The sequence below is a fragment of the Streptomyces sp. NPDC026301 genome, assembly GCF_055567935.1.
This window is the reverse complement of the sequence record NZ_JBVHPN010000010.1, coordinates 178,196-192,395: the sequence shown is the minus strand read 5'-3', so window position 1 is coordinate 192,395 and position 14,200 is coordinate 178,196. Positions and strand designations below refer to the sequence as shown.

The window sequence follows — 14,200 nt, the reverse complement described above, 5'->3', positions numbered from 1 at the left end:
CGGCGGGCGGAATTCGTACGGAGTGAGTGGTGTGCGGTGCGCGCGGGCGGTTACCTGGGCGCCAGGCACGGCCGGTCGGCGGCCCCTCCGGTCCGGGCGCGGGACCGCTCGGCCCCAACGGACTTGAAGGGGGAAGGGTTTACGTAGGGGGCGTCCGGGCACGCGACTAACCGTGCTTCGGACCGGAGGCACGCCCGTGGAAGACCTTTCACGCTTCTCGGGCGCGCCTGCCTGGCCGCGCTTCCACGGGATCTGACGGACTCTGAGTCGACGGATCAGGGAGCCCAGACCATGCCCATGACATCCCAGGCCGAAGAACAGCACACCGCGATAGAACCCACGCCCGAGCAGCGCGCCGCGCGCCGGCGGCCCGACCAGGCACCGAGCCGGCCGCCCGGCAAGCCCGTACGCCGCACGAAGCCGCGTCGGGTCACGGCGGGCAAGGCCCCGCCGGGTGGCGGCAGCCGGCAGCGGGGGCGCCACTCCCACCACGACGCACCCGACACCGCGGCGGACTTCGAGCGGCTGTCCGCCCTCCCCGAAGGCCCCGAACGGGACGAGCTGCGGCGCCGCGTCGTCTGCGCCTGGCTGCCCATGTCCGAGCGGCTCGCGCTCCGTTTCCGCAACCGCGGCGAGTCCGCCGAGGACCTCCAGCAGGTGGCGGCGCTCGGCCTCGTGAAGGCCGTGGACCGGTACGACCCCGAGCGCGGCTGCGCGTTCGAGAGCTTCGCCGTGCCCACCATCGTGGGCGAGGTCAAGCGGCACTTCCGCGATCACATGTGGGGACTGCATGTACCGCGCCGCGTACAGGAGTTGCGCAACCGCGTCCGTACCGCGCGCCAGGAACTGACCCGCAGCGTGGACGACCGCGGACCCAGCCCCGAGGAGATCGCCGACCACACCGGCATGTCGCTGGAAGAGGTGCTGCTCGGCAGCCAGGCGCTGGAGAGCTTTACGACGCTGTCCCTGGACGCCGAACTGCCGGGCGCCGACGACGGTTACTCGCTCGCCGACACGCTCGGCGCCCCCGAGTCCGGCTTCGACCTCGTGCTGGACCGGGAGTCGGTCAAGCCCAAGCTGCGCAATCTGCCGGAGCGCGAGCGGGAGATCCTCTACATGCGGTTCTTCTGCGACATGACGCAGAGCCGGATCGCCGACCGGCTCGGCATCTCCCAGATGCACGTCTCGCGGATCATCAGCCGGACCTGCCGCCGCCTCGCCGACCAGGTCGGCGGCCGCCCGGAGGAGTACGCGGCCACCTGACGCCTGACGCCTGACGCCGGGACCGGCGCCCGTACCGTTCTCACCTGCTCTCACAGGACGGGCGCCGTGCTCACGGCCGGGTGTCGCGCAGCGCCAGTGCCAGGTGTCGCGACACCCGGTCCACGACACCGGCCTCCGCGAGGCTGAAGGCCCGGCGGGCCCCCGTACGGAAGAGCGTGAGCACACCCCGTACGGGGCCGCCCGCTTCCCGCAGCGGCACGCACAACAGGGAGGTGACCGAGGCGCGTACCAGCAGCGGCGCGCCCTGTGCGTCGTGCCCGAAGTCCGCCACGTCGTCGGGCCGCACCTGGAGGGAGGAGCCGCCGGTGCGGGCCGCGTCCTCGACGAGCGGACACCGCGCCGGGTCCTGCCCGGTGAGCGCCGCGGTGAGGTCCTCGCTGTCGTCCGGGCCGAGTACCAGGGTGCGGCGCAGGGCGCCGGGCCCGTCCGGCCCGTTCCCCTCCGCCGGCACCGTCTCGTCCAGTACCACCCAGTCGGCGAACCGGCCGGTCAGCTCCCGCACGGCCCGCTCCACCGCCGCCGGGGGAAGGCCCGGGTCCGGCGCCGGACCCACCGGCGGCCCGGACAGCAGCGCGGTGGTCGTGTCGTCGAGGAGGTCCATCAGCTCGGCGCCCTGCTTCACCTCCGCGAGGTGCGCGCGCTGCCCCTCCCCGCTGTCCCCCTGCTGTTCATCGCCGAGCCATATCCCGTTAATTGATGGTATTTCGTGCGAAGGGAACGCGCCGCGCCCGGTGTGGAAGACCGTGAGCACGGCCGTGCCCGGCTCCTGCGGCGGGCGCAGCGCCGTCATCGTCACGCGCAGCGGCTCGCCGGGCCCGTCGGGCGTGCGGAGCAGCCGGACGATCATGCTGCGATCGCCTTCGTTACGGGCCACGGCGGCGACCTGGGACCGGAAGGCCGCGCGCACCTCGGGGGCCAGCGAGCCGGTGAGCGGCCGCCCCGTCGCGTACCCCGCGCGCATCCCGAAGAGGATCGTCCCGGCGAAGTTCAGCCGCCGCACGACGGTGTCCGGATCCAGCAGCGCGACCACGCAGGGCGTCCGCTGGAACAGCGCCCGCAGCAGCTGCTGCTCCTCCGTCCCCGCCCGCGAGCCGTTGTTGCGGCCGGCCACCGCCAGCCCCTCGTACCGCGGCAGCAGCACGTCGACGACGTGCTGCAACTCGAAAAGGGCAGCGTCCAGCATCGGCTGCTGCTCCTGCGACGGCAGCGCCCGCGCGCTCCGCAACTCCTCCACGCGCTTGCGGAAATCCGCGAGATCTCCGCCCGCTGACTGCTCTACCCCGGCCATGCCCACACCGTATCCGGACCCGCCGCTACCGGCTCCGCCCGGAAGCCATCACGTCCGGAAGAGCCCCATGACGTCCGGAAAGAGCAGAGGTCATACCGCAATGAACGGAGGTCGTTCTGTGCGGGACGGGACGTGCGGGCCGGTCCCGGGAAACCGCCTCCCGAACGACGGGATACCGGCGTTTTCCGCGCCCGCCCGCCGGGCATCCGACTCCCTACGGGCCGGGCCTCCGACATATGCGGGCCGGCCGCGGCACAGCCTCTGCTGAACTGCACTGCCGCACCGCCGGCCCGGGGGCACCGACCGAGGACCGACAAGGACCGAGGGACTGACAAGCAATGGCGACCCACACCCTCTGCCCGGTGGACGAACCCGGCGACGCGCGGGGCTCGTCCGCCCGGAGCCTGGTGAACCTCGCGGACGTGGCCGCGCGGTGCACCCCGGACAGCTGCGGCGCCACCGCCACCGTCACCACCGGCGAAGCGGCCGCCGACCCGCCCGCCGCCGTCACCCATCCCGACCTGACCTCACTGGTCAGCGTCCAGTGGGAGTCCGGCGAAGGGCCCATCCAGGCCGCCCTGGCCTCCGGACACCCCGTCACCTCCGACGACCTGTTGCACGACGACCGGTGGCCCGCTTACCGCACCGAGGCGCTGGAGGCCGGCGTACGCTCCAGTACGACGCTGCCGTACCTGCGCGACGGACTGGCGGTCACCGTCACCGTCTACAGCTTCCGCCCCGGACTCACCGCGGACCCCGGCGACTGCGCGGCCGCCGCGCTCGGCGACCTCGCCGCCACCGGCCTGGCCCGCGACCGGAACTACCGCCGGGCGCTGGCGGAGGTCGGCCGGCTGGACGCCGCGCTCCGCTCACGCCCGGTCGTCGACCAGGCGTGCGGAATCATGATGTACGTACTGGGCTGCGACGCCGACGAGGCGTTCGGCATGCTGCGCCGGCTCTCCCAGCACACCAACCGCAAGCTCCACGACCTCGCCGCCGCCGTCGTCGAGACCCGCGGCCGCGGCCTGGAGCGGGAGCTGCGCGGCCTGCGCGACGAGAACGGCGGACGCGCCCGTGAGGAGAACGGCGGACGCGCCCGGGAGGCCCGCGGCGCCGAGCGGTGACGTGTCGCCGCGCGCGGCACCTCCGTGATCTGCAAGGGTGGTCGGGGCCCGTCGCCGCGCGGGCCCCGACCACCTGCCGTGGAGAGTGGAGGTACGGATGCAGCCGAGCGCCCTGGAGCCGCACCCGGATCCGGACCCGCCCATGGGGCTGCCCATCCTCCCGGAGCTGGCCGCGCACCTCGCCGCGGCGGCCGACCGCACTGACCCCGAACCGCCCGGCGGCGGCCTGCCCCTGCGCGCCGTCGCCTGCGGCTACTTCGAGCGCCGCGGCCTGGGGACCGCCGCCGAACGCGTGCTGGCCGGGCCCGGCGCCCCCGCCCTGCTGCTCGCGCTGCTCGCCGCGACCGGCGGCGACGTCGTACTGCCCCGCCCGTGCGCCGCGTGGTACGCCCCGCAGGCCCGGCTGCTGGGCCGCACCGTGCACCCGGCGCCGGTACCGGCCGAGTCCGGCGGCCTGCCGGACCCGTTCACCCTCCTGGAGGCCGTGCGCCGCGCCCGGGACACCGGCGGCGACCCGCGGGTGCTGCTGGTGTCCGTCGCCGACGACCCCACCGGCACTTGCCCGCCGCCCGAGCTGCTGCACGAGGTGTGCGAGGTGGCGGCCGACGAGGGGCTGTGGATCATCAGCGACGAGACTCGCCGCGACCTGCTGCACGACCCGCACGACACGGTCGTACTGAGCCCCGCCGAGATGCTGCCCGGCAACGTCGTCGTCCTCGCCGACCTGCGGGCCACGCTCGTACCGGCCTCCTGGCCCGCCGCGCTCGCCCGCTTCCCCGCCACCGACCCGGGCGAGGTGCTGCGCGCCGCCGCGCTCGATGCGCTGACCGGCCTCGCCACCCCGCTGCCGGGGCCGCTCGCCGCCGCCGTCGGCCACGCGCTGGGCGAGCCCGCCACCGTACGGGAGCGGATCGCCGCCGCGGCCCGGCTGCACGGCCGGCTCGCCGCCGGGCTGCAGGAGACGCTCACCGCCGCCGGTGCGGTCTGCCGCCCGCCGCACGCCGGCAGCCACCTCTACGCCGACCTCGAACCGCTCCGCCCCGCCTTCGCCGCCCGCGGCGTCACGGGACCGGCCGCGCTGGAACGGGCACTGGCCCGCTGGGCCGCCCGCGGCGGCCACCGCTTCGGCGACGATCCCAAGGCCCTGCGCGTCCGCCTCAGCACGGAGGCCCTGTTCGACCCGGACCCCGACCGCCGCAGACGCCTGCTGGCCGCCCCCGACCCGCTGGAAATCCCCGGAGTGGCGGAGGAACTCGCGGCCCTGGGCGAAGCGTTGGGAACAGCGAGGGGGACGGAGGGCTGACGGCCCGTCAGCCCGCTGGTCGAGTGCGTGCCCGGTGGTCGGGTGCGTCAAGGGCTACGTGAGGACGTACGTCAGATCGAGTGATCGTGCGGGCGGCGGAGGTGGCGGACGCGGCGCCAGGCCGCCGGGGCCGCGCTGAGCACGACCGTCAGGCCCACCGCCGCGACCACGCCCTGCCACGGCTTGCTGAAGAGCGAGCCGCCCAGTATGCCGATGAGCTGGTACGTCGCCGCCCAGGCCAGGCAGGCCGGCAGGTCGCCGCGGGCGAACCAGCGGACCGGCAGCTTCGCCAGCAGGCACGCCAGCATGATCGGGATGCGCCCGGCCGGCACCAGCCGGGAGAGCACGAGCACCAGCACGCCGTGCTCGTCCAGCCGCGTCCGGGCCTGCGCCAGCCGCTCCGGCGCCGACCGGTCGCGCAGCCGCTCCAGCCACCGCGAGCCGTTCTTCGACCGCACCCCGCGCGCGCCCAGCCAGTACAGCCCCATGTCGCCGAGGAACGCGGCGGCCGACGCGACGAGGAAGACCAGCAGCAGCGCGAACGGCGAGGTGTGGTGGAAGGCCACGGCGGCCGCCGAACTGACCAGCGCCCCGGTCGGCACCACCGGCACCAGCGAGCCGAGCACCACCAGCACGAAGAGCGACGGGTAACCGGCAGCCTGCTGCGTGGACTCCGGCGGGACCACGGTGGCCAGGGCCAGCGTCCAGGAAGCGCTCACCGGCCCGCCGCCAGCCGCACGGTGGCCCCGTGCTCCAGCCGGTGCACGGTCACCTCGGGCGCCACCAGCGCCGACTGCCGTACGAACTCCTGCCCCGGCGCGTGGAATTCGTGCGGCCGCACGGCGTCCATGCCGATCGGCCAGTACGTGCCGTAGTGCACCGGCACCGCGTCGCGCGGCGCGAGCCGGGCCGCCGCGACCGCCGCACGGCGCGCGTCCAGATGCCCGTGCCCGAGGAACGGACCCCAGCCGCCCACCGGCAGCAGCGCCACGTCGCACGGCCCGACCTCGTCCGCCATCCCGTCGAACAACCCGGTGTCACCCGCGAAGTACGTCGTCGCCGTGCCCCGGATCACATAGCCGAGCGCCGGCACGCGGTGCGGACCGTACGGCAGCCGCCGCCCGTCGTGCGCGGCGGTGACCGCCCGTACGGTGAGCGGGCCGACCTTGGTCTCCTCGCCCGGGCCGAGCTCCGTCACGGGCAGGTCGTGTGCGGCCGCGGTCCGGCGCAGCCCGGGCAGTGCCCGGGGCGCGCCGGGCGGCACGATCAGCCGCGTACCGGGCGCGAGGCGCGCGAGCGAGGGCGGGTGGAGGTGGTCAGCGTGCAGATGCGAGATCAGTACCGCATCCGCCACGGTGGCGCGGCCGTCGGGGACGGCCCCGCGCCGTCGCCGCAGATGCGCCAGGCGCCGCACGAACAGCGGGTCGGTCAGCAGCCGGGTCCCGGAGTCCTCGACCGTCGCGGTGGCATGTCCCCACCACGTGATCTCCACCGACACCGATGACCTCCGTACGCCGCGTATGCCCCGCCCATCGAGCCTACGCCCGAGCCGCGAAGGCTATGAACGCGGCAAACGCGTCCGGGCACACGTCGAGGGTGGGGCCCTCGGGGGCCTTGGAGTCCCGGATGTGGACGGTGGCGGGGCGGCTGGGGGCCACGGCGACCTCAACGCACTCGCCGCCGCTCGCGTCGCTGTAGCTGCTCTTGAACCACTTCAGATCGCTCATAGCTCATCCCTCAACTGTTTGATCAGCTTTGTCGATTCCTCCGGCCGGAGGGCCTGGCGCCCGATCATGGCATAGCGGCGCGCCAGCACTCCGACTTCTTCTGGTCGCGATACCAGAGTGCTATGCCCGTTGCCTTCTAGGTAGGCCAGGGTCGTCTGTTCCGGAGTCTCGATCACGGTCATGGGGCCGTAGAGCCCCGCATGCTCGCCCTGGCTCATCGGCATCACCTGGAGTACGACGTTGGGCCGCTGAGCGCACTCGATGAGGTGCTCGTACTGGCGCCGCATGACGTCCAGGCCGCCGAGCCGCCGCCGCAGCGCGGCCTCCTCATGGATGACGCTGATGCAGCACACCGGTTTGCGGTCGAGGAGCGCCCGGCGCTCCATCCGTGCCTTCGCCAGCGCCTCTGCGACAGGCCGCGGGCCGTGCGCAGGAGGCGCAGTACCTCCGCCAAGTACTGCTGCGCCGGGCTCAGGCCGGCCTTCTTCTTCGGCTGCGCCATTGCAGCCCCCCTCAACGTGGTTCAACGGTCGGTCAACGGTCCACGTGCAACCACTACCGAGCGTAGCCACCACCACTGACAGTGGACCCATGAACGCAGAAAGTCACCCCTGGCGGCAGCGGTTCACTTCCGTCCCCCAGTCCGTGGGCAGGGCCCGGCGGGCCGTACGGACCGCGCTGCTCGCGCACGGCGTCGCGCCGGACACGGCCGACACCGTCGTTCTCGTCGTGTCCGAACTCGCCGCGAACGCGGTCCGGCACGGCCGCGTACCCGGGCGGCTCTTCGAGGTCCGCATCGGGCTGGACGGCGAGAAGGAGATCACCGTGGAGGTGGCGGACGCGGGCGACGCCCGGCCCGCGCTCCGGGGGCCCACCGAGGACGCGGAGACCGGCCGCGGGCTCGTGCTCGTCGCGGCGCTGGCCGTCGCCTGGGGCGTGCGGGACCGGCAGATCGGCAAGACGGTGTGGGCGCGGATCGGCCGCTAACGCCGGCCGACGTCGGAACCGGGCGCGTCGATGACGTACACCCGGACCGTCCGGCCGCACGTCGGGTCCACCGTCTCGCGGTCCAGCCGCATACCGAGCTTGCGCATGATCCGTTCGGAGGCGTCGTTGCCGCGCTGCGCGATGCTGATGATCCGCTCCAGGCCCCGTTCGCGGAACCCGTAGTCCAGCGCGGCGCGTGCTGCCTCCGTGGCGATGCCCCGGCCCCAGTACGGCCGGCCCAGCCGCCAGCCGATCTCCACGGCGGGCAGCACCTCCGGCAGGAAGTGCGGCACGGACAGTCCGACGAAGCCCGCCAGCTCGCGGGAGTCGCGCAGCTCCACCGCGAACAGGCCGAAGCCCTCGATGTCCCACTCCTGTTCCCAGGAGGAGATCCCGGAGGCGGTCTGCGTCAGGCTGCGGGTCGCGCCGCTCCCGATCCAGCGCATCACTTCGGGGTCGGCGTTCACGGCCGCCATCGGCTGAAGGTCTCCGGGGAGCCAGCGGCGTAACGTGAGCCGCTGCGTGTGCAAAGTGATCACGCTTCATCCTGCCAAATCCGGCTACCGCGCCACCGCGCGGGAAGCTGTTTCCCGCCCACCACCTACCCCTGCCATGCGTCGTCCATCGCGGTCCGGTCCGTTCCGGCGCGTGTGGCACGCTGAGGCGCGTACCGGTGACACGTACCGGACATGCGTGAGGAAAGGTGAGGCGGAGTGCGGCGACCCCGATGGCGGAGCGCGGGCCGTGCCCTGCTGCGAGTGATCGCGGTCTGGGCGGTCTCGACCGTCGCCATGCTCGTGCTGGCCGGTGCGCTGCCCGATTTCCGGCTGCAGTCGGCGGACGGCGACAGCGCCACTCGGACCGCGGTGACCGCGGCGCTCGGCGCCGGCGCCTTCGGCCTGCTCGGCGCGCTGGTGTGGCCGCTGCTCGTACGCGCCCTGCTGCTCGTGCCCGCGCTCGTACTCGGCCTGCTGGTCTTCGCGCTCAACGGCTCGCTGCTGCTGGTCGCGCTCTGGCTGATCCCCGACGGGCGCGGCGCGGCCTCCCCGGAGACGGCCGTGGTGGTCGCCGCCGTGATGTCGGCGGTCTCCTCCGCCACCGGTGCGGCGCTCGCGGTGGGGGACGACGACGCGTATCGAAGGCGGCTGGCCCGGCTGGCCCTCCGGCGGCGCGCCTCGGTGGTGCAGGACCCGGCGGGCGCCCCGCCCGGCACGGTCTTCCTCCAGCTCGACGGGGTCGGGCACGACGTGCTCGTGGACGCGCTCGCGGGCCCCGACCCGCTCATGCCCACGGTCGCGGGCTGGGCCGGTGCGACCCACACGCTCACCCCCTGGCGCACCGACTGGTCCAGCCAGACCGGCGCCAGCCAGCTCGGCATCCTGCACGGCACCAACCACGACCTGCCCGCCTTCCGTTGGTACGAGAAGGAGACCGGCGAGGTCATCGTCAGCAACCGGCCGACCAGCGCCGCCGAGCTGCAGCGCCGCGCGATGGCCAGGACCGGCAGCGGCGGGCTGCTGGCCGTGGACGGCGCGAGCCGCGGCAACCTCTTCAGTGGCGGTGCGGAGCAGCTCGCGCTGGTGCTCTCGGTGGCCGCCCGCCGGGGCCGGTACAACCGCTCCCGGGCGGGCTACTTCGCGTACTTCTCCGACCCGGCGAACGCCACCCGCACCGCCGCCTCCTTCGTGGTCGAGGTGTGCCGGGAGATCGGGCAGTCGCTGCGGGCGCGCTTCCGGGAGGACGGGCCGCGGGTCAAGCGCGGCGGCCTCTACCCCTTCGTACGGGCCTTCGCGACGGTCGTCGAGCGGGATGTGGTGGTCGCCGCGGTGATCGGCGACATGCTCGTGGGGCGGACCGCGATCTACGCCGACCTGGTCGCGTACGACGAGGTCGCGCACCACTCCGGGCCGGAGAGCCGGGACGCGCGGCTGGTGCTGCGGCGGCTGGACCGGTCGCTCGCGCTGATCGCCAAGATCGCCCCGCACGCGCCGCGCCCGTACCGGATCGTGCTCCTCTCCGATCACGGGCAGAGCCCGGGCGAGACGTTCGCCGGGCGGTACGGGCTGACGCTGGAGGACCTGGTGCGGGCCGGCTGCGGGCTGCCGGTGTCGCGGCGGGCGCGCCGCTCCAGCCCCACCGGCGCCGAGGCCCGGAACACCGCGCGCGCCGCGCTGCGCCGCCCCGAGGAGGAGCCGGAGGAGACCACCCGGCGCGCCCGCCGGGCCGCCGAGCCGATCGTGCTGGCCTCCGGGAACCTCGGCCTGGTGTCCCTGCCCTCGATACCGGGCCGGGCGACCCGCGAGCAGATCGACCGCCGCAATCCGGCGCTGCTGAGCACGCTTGCCGAGCATCCGGGCATCGGCTTCCTGCTCGTACGGTCCGAGGAGCACGGCGCGGTCGTGCTCGGGCCGCGCGGGGGCGCGCACCACCTCGATACCGGTCGGGTCGTCGGCGAGGACCCGCTGGCGCCGTTCGGGCCGGGCGCGGCGGACGCGGTACGCCGTACCGACGGCTTCCCGCACGTCGCCGACATCATGATCAATTCCTCGTGCGACCCGGAGACGGGCGAGGTGCACGCCTTCGAGGAGCAGATCGGCTCGCACGGTGGCCTCGGCGGCCGGCAGTCCCACCCGTTCCTGCTCTGGCCCGAAGACCTCACGCCACCGGCGGCCGAGGGCACGGAACTGGTCGGCGCCGAGCGGATACACCAGGTGTTCCGGCGGTGGCTGGGGGAGGGCGGCGGACCGGGCGTACCGGTGGGCCCCGAGCCCCGCCCCAGTACGGAGGAAGCATCGACCGCCGCCGCGCCCCGACCCAGTACGGACGAAATCCGGCCGGGGGGTGTCGGGCCCGAAGCTTTTTCGTCCGGTGACGGCGCCACGCAGGACAAACGGCGCTGATTTGGAGGCGGCCTCCGGGGTCGCGGACCATGGTGGGGCGCCCGCAGCCACCCGGCCGGGCGCGGCGCGTGCCGGTGACCCCGGTACGCACGGAGCCCGGCGACCTCGGGCGCAGCGCACAAGAGAGAGCCACCACCCGCCATGCACGACCGGCACACCCGCCGCTTCGGTCTGGGGACCGCCACCGCCCTGGTGATGGGCAACATCATCGGCGGCGGGATCTTCCTGCTCCCCGCCTCGGTCGCCCCCTACGGCACCGTCAGCCTCGTCGCCTTCGGCGTCCTGACCGTGGGCGCCCTCGCGCTCGCGCTGGTCTTCGGGCGGCTCGCCCAGCGCCATCCGGACACCGGAGGGCCGTACGTCTACGCGCGCGAGGCGTTCGGCGACTTCGCCGGCTTCCTCTCCGCCTGGTCGTACTGGACCATGACCTGGGTCAGCAACGCGGCGCTCGCCGTGGCCGCCGTCGGCTACGTCCACGTGCTCTTCCCCGGCCACGCCTCCAAGGGCATGGACCTGGCCGTCGCGCTGATCGCCCTCTGGCTCCCGGCGATCTCGAACTTCGCCGGCACCCGCTACGTCGGCGCCGTGCAGCTGGTCTCCACGGTCCTCAAGTTCCTGCCGCTCCTCTTCATCGCGATCGCGGGCCTCTTCTTCTTCGACCCGCACAACCTCGGCTCCTTCCACGCGGGCAGCGGCAGCTCGCTCGGCGGTCTCTCGGCCGCCGCCGCGATCCTGCTGTACAGCTACGTCGGCGTGGAGTCCGCCGCGATGAGCGCGGGCGAGGTGCGCGACCCGCAGCGCAACGTCGGCCGGGCCACGGTCCTCGGCGTCATCGGCGCGGCCGTCGTCTACCTCCTCGGCACCGTCTCGGTCTTCGGCACCGTCCCGCACGACCAGCTGGTGAAGTCCCAGGCCCCGTTCTCCGACGCGATGAACGCGATGTTCGGCGGCACCTGGGGCGGCACGCTGATCGCCGCGGCCGCCGTCATCTCGATCGTCGGCGCGCTGAACGGCTGGACGCTGATGAGCGCGCAGTCCCCGTACGCCGCCGCCCAGGACGGCCTGTTCCCGGCCGCGTTCCAGAAGAAGCGGCGCGGCGTGCCGACCGTCGGCGTACTGGCCTCGACGATCCTGGCCACGGCCCTCACCGTGATCAACTACGTCTCCGGCGCCGGCGGCGTCTTCGAGATCCTGGTCCTGATCACGACGTTCTCGGCCACCGTGCCGTACCTGCTGGCCGCCGGCGCGCAGGTGTACTTCCTGCTCACCGGGCGCCGCGACGAGGTGCGCCCCGGCCGCTTCGCCCGCGACCTGGTCCTCGCGCTGGCCGCCTTCGGCTTCACCTTCTGGCTGGTGGCGGGCGCCGGATACGCGGCGATCTACCAGGGCGTCCTGTTCCTCTTCGCGGGCATCCTGGTGTACGCGTGGATGCGGGCGCGGCGGACGGTACGCGAGCGGGAGTCGGCGGAGGGCCTCCAGGCGGCCGAGGGCCCCGCGGCGGCCGGGGAGACGTCAGAGGGGATACTGCAGCCCTGACAGCATCCCGTCGCCAGGAGAGTTGAGCGCACCATGCCCCGTCGTAGCCTCGCCACCGCCCCGATCCTCGTCCTCAACGGCCCGAACCTGAACCTCCTCGGCCAGCGGCAGCCGGAGATCTACGGCTCCGACACCCTCGCCGACGTCGAGGCGCTGTGCGCCAAGGCGGCGGCCGTACACGGCGGCACGGTCGACTGCAGGCAGTCGAACCACGAGGGGCAGCTCGTCGACTGGATCCACGAGGCCCGGCTCAGCCACGCGGGCATCGTGATCAACCCGGCCGCGTACTCCCACACCTCCGTCGCGATCCTCGACGCGCTCAACGCCTGCGACGGGATGCCGGTCCTGGAGGTGCACATCTCCAACATCCACCACCGCGAGGAGTTCCGGCACCACTCCTACGTCTCGCACCGCGCCGACGGCGTCATCGCGGGCTGCGGCGTCCAGGGCTACGCGTTCGCGATCGACCGCGTGGCCACGCTGGTGGCCGCCGCGCACCAGTAACCCCCGCGGCGCGCCCGTCCGCACATTGGCGCGAAAGCGGGTTCGGCGTGCGAGGCTGGGGGAAATGCTGGAATCCAGCTCCGTAGGCGATGGCTGAGAGGCGGCGACATGGACAGTCAGGTGGATCCGCTCACCGACAAGGAGCTCGAGGACCGGCTGGCGGAGCTGCCCGGCTGGACGGTCGCCGACGACAAGCTGACCCGTACGTACAGCTTCGACAGCCACCTCCCGGCGGCCGCGATGGTCATCCACGTGGCCCAGATCCAGGAGGAGCTGGGCCACCACTCCGAACAGACGCTGGGCTACAACAAGCTGACCATCGCGGTGAACACGCACAGCGCCGGCGGCCGCGTCACCGAGAAGGACTTCGCCCTCGCACGGCGGATCGAAGACGTCGCAGCGGGCCACGGGGCCCGCTGACCCGCCCCCGCCCGGCGCGCGGCCCCGCCGCCCGCGTCAGCTCCGCGTTGAACTGCGCGCCGGTCAGCAGGGACAGGTGGGAGAACCACAGCCAGATCAGGAAGACCACCGGGCCCGCGAGCGACCCGTACAGCCGGTTGAAGGTGCCGACGTACGACGCGTACAGCGCGAAGCCCGCCGAGGAGACCAGCCACAGCAGGACCGCGAGGACACCGCCGGGCACCCCGCGCCGCACCCCGCGCGAGGCCGGCGGCCCCGAGCGGAACAGCACCAGTACCAGCACGGTCACCAGGCACAGCAGCAGCGGCCACTTGACCACGCTCCAGGTCACCTCGGCGGCCCGGCCCAGCCCCACGGCGCGCCCCATCGCGCGCGCCAGCGGCCCGCTGGCCAGCAGGGCCACCGCGCTGCCGATGAGTGAGGCGAGCAGCACCAGAGCCGTACCGAGGATGCGCGGCGCCTTGCGCCACGGCGGCCGGTCGTCCTTGACCCGGTGCATGGCGTGCAGCGCCCGCCGGAACACCGCGAGATAGCTGCACGAGGACCACACCGCGCTGACCGTCGCGCCGCCCACCACCAGCCAGGCGGCGGTGCGCTGGTGGGACATGGAGATCAGCGCGTGGTGCAGCGTGCCGCTGGACTGCGCCGGGGCGAGCGCGCTGATGTGCGCGATCAGCTGCCCGGTGGCGGGCGGGTCCGCCAGCCCGATCAGCGACACCGTGACGATCATGGCGGGCAGCAGCGCCAGCACCGAGTAGTACGTCAGGCTGGCCGCCCAGTCCGTCAGGTCGTCGCGCCACACGGACAGCGGCGTACGGCACAGCGCGGTCCGCCACTGCCGCCAGTCCGGCAGCGAGCGCACGACATCCTGTACCGCTCCCCGCACCGGCCCGGCCCGCTCCGGTGTCTGCTGTCCCGGTACCCGGCGCTCATCGCCGACCTCCATCGTGCTGGTCTTCCTTTCCGTACGGACCGTTCCGCTTGCGGCCCGCGCCCCATCCTGCCCCGTTCCGCGGCCTCTTCCGTACCGGCCCCTTGTCCACCGTGCCCGGCGAATGATCGGAAAACGGGAAAACCATCGCGCTTTGCGCGTGCCGTACCGGGACATCGGGACCGGAGCGTGCCCC

15 protein-coding genes are annotated in these 14,200 nt (G+C 73.8%); 8 read left to right on the top strand and 7 right to left on the bottom strand.

Features of this window, described 5'->3' with window-relative positions:
- The first annotated feature begins 297 nt into the window (after nucleotides 1–297).
- Complete coding sequence (locus tag ACZ4MH_RS19565) at nucleotides 298–1,263, top strand: SigB/SigF/SigG family RNA polymerase sigma factor (RefSeq protein WP_467754607.1); 966 nt, start codon at nucleotides 298–300, stop codon at nucleotides 1,261–1,263.
- Between the two features lie 70 nt (nucleotides 1,264–1,333).
- Here the strand turns inward: ACZ4MH_RS19565 and ACZ4MH_RS19560 are convergent, their stop codons facing one another.
- On the bottom strand, nucleotides 1,334–2,572 hold the full coding sequence (locus tag ACZ4MH_RS19560) for a PAS domain-containing protein (protein WP_351588188.1): 1,239 nt from the start codon (nucleotides 2,570–2,572) through the stop codon (nucleotides 1,334–1,336).
- A 338-nt stretch (nucleotides 2,573–2,910) separates the two neighbouring features.
- Between ACZ4MH_RS19560 and ACZ4MH_RS19555 the strand changes: the two genes are divergently transcribed.
- Both ACZ4MH_RS19555 and ACZ4MH_RS19550 read left to right on the top strand, forming a co-directional pair.
- Nucleotides 2,911–3,696, top strand: coding sequence for an ANTAR domain-containing response regulator (locus ACZ4MH_RS19555; RefSeq protein WP_351588186.1), 786 nt, complete (start codon nucleotides 2,911–2,913; stop codon nucleotides 3,694–3,696).
- Nucleotides 3,697–3,793: 97 nt separating this feature from the next.
- Nucleotides 3,794–4,999: an aminotransferase class I/II-fold pyridoxal phosphate-dependent enzyme gene (locus ACZ4MH_RS19550; protein ID WP_351588183.1), complete on the top strand. Its 1,206-nt coding sequence runs from the start codon at nucleotides 3,794–3,796 to the stop codon at nucleotides 4,997–4,999.
- 71 nt (nucleotides 5,000–5,070) lie between these two features.
- Here ACZ4MH_RS19550 and ACZ4MH_RS19545 read toward each other — a convergent pair whose 3' ends face one another.
- From ACZ4MH_RS19545 to ACZ4MH_RS19530, 4 genes are read right to left on the bottom strand one after another with little or no spacing between them, the layout of a single operon-like run.
- On the bottom strand, nucleotides 5,071–5,718 hold the full coding sequence (locus ACZ4MH_RS19545) for a DedA family protein (protein WP_351588180.1): 648 nt from the start codon (nucleotides 5,716–5,718) through the stop codon (nucleotides 5,071–5,073).
- The gene (locus ACZ4MH_RS19540; protein ID WP_351588177.1) at nucleotides 5,715–6,497 is read right to left on the bottom strand and encodes an MBL fold metallo-hydrolase; all 783 of its coding nucleotides are present in this window, start codon (nucleotides 6,495–6,497) and stop codon (nucleotides 5,715–5,717) included. The genes ACZ4MH_RS19545 and ACZ4MH_RS19540 overlap by 4 nt, the downstream gene beginning before the upstream one ends.
- 40 nt (nucleotides 6,498–6,537) lie before the next feature.
- Nucleotides 6,538–6,726 (bottom strand): DUF397 domain-containing protein, encoded by a 189-nt coding sequence (locus tag ACZ4MH_RS19535; protein ID WP_351588174.1) that lies wholly within the window; start codon nucleotides 6,724–6,726, stop codon nucleotides 6,538–6,540.
- A complete protein-coding gene (locus ACZ4MH_RS19530) occupies nucleotides 6,723–7,319 on the bottom strand; it encodes a DUF5753 domain-containing protein (RefSeq protein ID WP_467754592.1) in 597 nt (198 codons plus the stop codon). The genes ACZ4MH_RS19535 and ACZ4MH_RS19530 overlap by 4 nt, the downstream gene beginning before the upstream one ends.
- Between ACZ4MH_RS19530 and ACZ4MH_RS19525 the strand changes: the two genes are divergently transcribed.
- On the top strand, nucleotides 7,318–7,713 hold the full coding sequence (locus ACZ4MH_RS19525) for an ATP-binding protein (RefSeq protein WP_351588169.1): 396 nt from the start codon (nucleotides 7,318–7,320) through the stop codon (nucleotides 7,711–7,713). The two genes, ACZ4MH_RS19530 and ACZ4MH_RS19525, sit on opposite strands and share 2 nt — an antisense overlap.
- On the opposite strand, the gene ACZ4MH_RS19520 is transcribed toward ACZ4MH_RS19525, so the two are convergent.
- Nucleotides 7,710–8,252 (bottom strand): GNAT family N-acetyltransferase, encoded by a 543-nt coding sequence (locus tag ACZ4MH_RS19520; RefSeq protein ID WP_351588167.1) that lies wholly within the window; start codon nucleotides 8,250–8,252, stop codon nucleotides 7,710–7,712. The genes ACZ4MH_RS19525 and ACZ4MH_RS19520 overlap by 4 nt on opposite strands.
- A gap of 174 nt (nucleotides 8,253–8,426) precedes the next feature.
- Between ACZ4MH_RS19520 and ACZ4MH_RS19515 the strand changes: the two genes are divergently transcribed.
- The 4 genes from ACZ4MH_RS19515 (at nucleotide 8,427) to ACZ4MH_RS19500 (ending at nucleotide 13,073) form a co-directional block, all read left to right on the top strand.
- Nucleotides 8,427–10,613 (top strand): phage holin family protein, encoded by a 2,187-nt coding sequence (locus ACZ4MH_RS19515; protein ID WP_351588165.1) that lies wholly within the window; start codon nucleotides 8,427–8,429, stop codon nucleotides 10,611–10,613.
- A 141-nt stretch (nucleotides 10,614–10,754) separates the two neighbouring features.
- On the top strand, nucleotides 10,755–12,149 hold the full coding sequence (locus ACZ4MH_RS19510; protein WP_351588163.1) for an amino acid permease: 1,395 nt from the start codon (nucleotides 10,755–10,757) through the stop codon (nucleotides 12,147–12,149).
- Between the two features lie 33 nt (nucleotides 12,150–12,182).
- Nucleotides 12,183–12,653 carry a type II 3-dehydroquinate dehydratase gene (gene aroQ, locus ACZ4MH_RS19505; RefSeq protein ID WP_351588161.1) on the top strand — a complete coding sequence of 157 codons (471 nt, stop codon included), beginning with the start codon at nucleotides 12,183–12,185 and terminating at the stop codon, nucleotides 12,651–12,653.
- A gap of 108 nt (nucleotides 12,654–12,761) precedes the next feature.
- A complete protein-coding gene (locus tag ACZ4MH_RS19500) occupies nucleotides 12,762–13,073 on the top strand; it encodes a 4a-hydroxytetrahydrobiopterin dehydratase (RefSeq protein ID WP_351588159.1) in 312 nt (103 codons plus the stop codon).
- Here the strand turns inward: ACZ4MH_RS19500 and ACZ4MH_RS19495 are convergent.
- A complete protein-coding gene (locus tag ACZ4MH_RS19495) occupies nucleotides 13,006–14,019 on the bottom strand; it encodes a YihY/virulence factor BrkB family protein (RefSeq protein ID WP_351588156.1) in 1,014 nt (337 codons plus the stop codon). The two genes, ACZ4MH_RS19500 and ACZ4MH_RS19495, sit on opposite strands and share 68 nt — an antisense overlap.
- Between the last annotated feature and the right edge of the window lie 181 nt (nucleotides 14,020–14,200).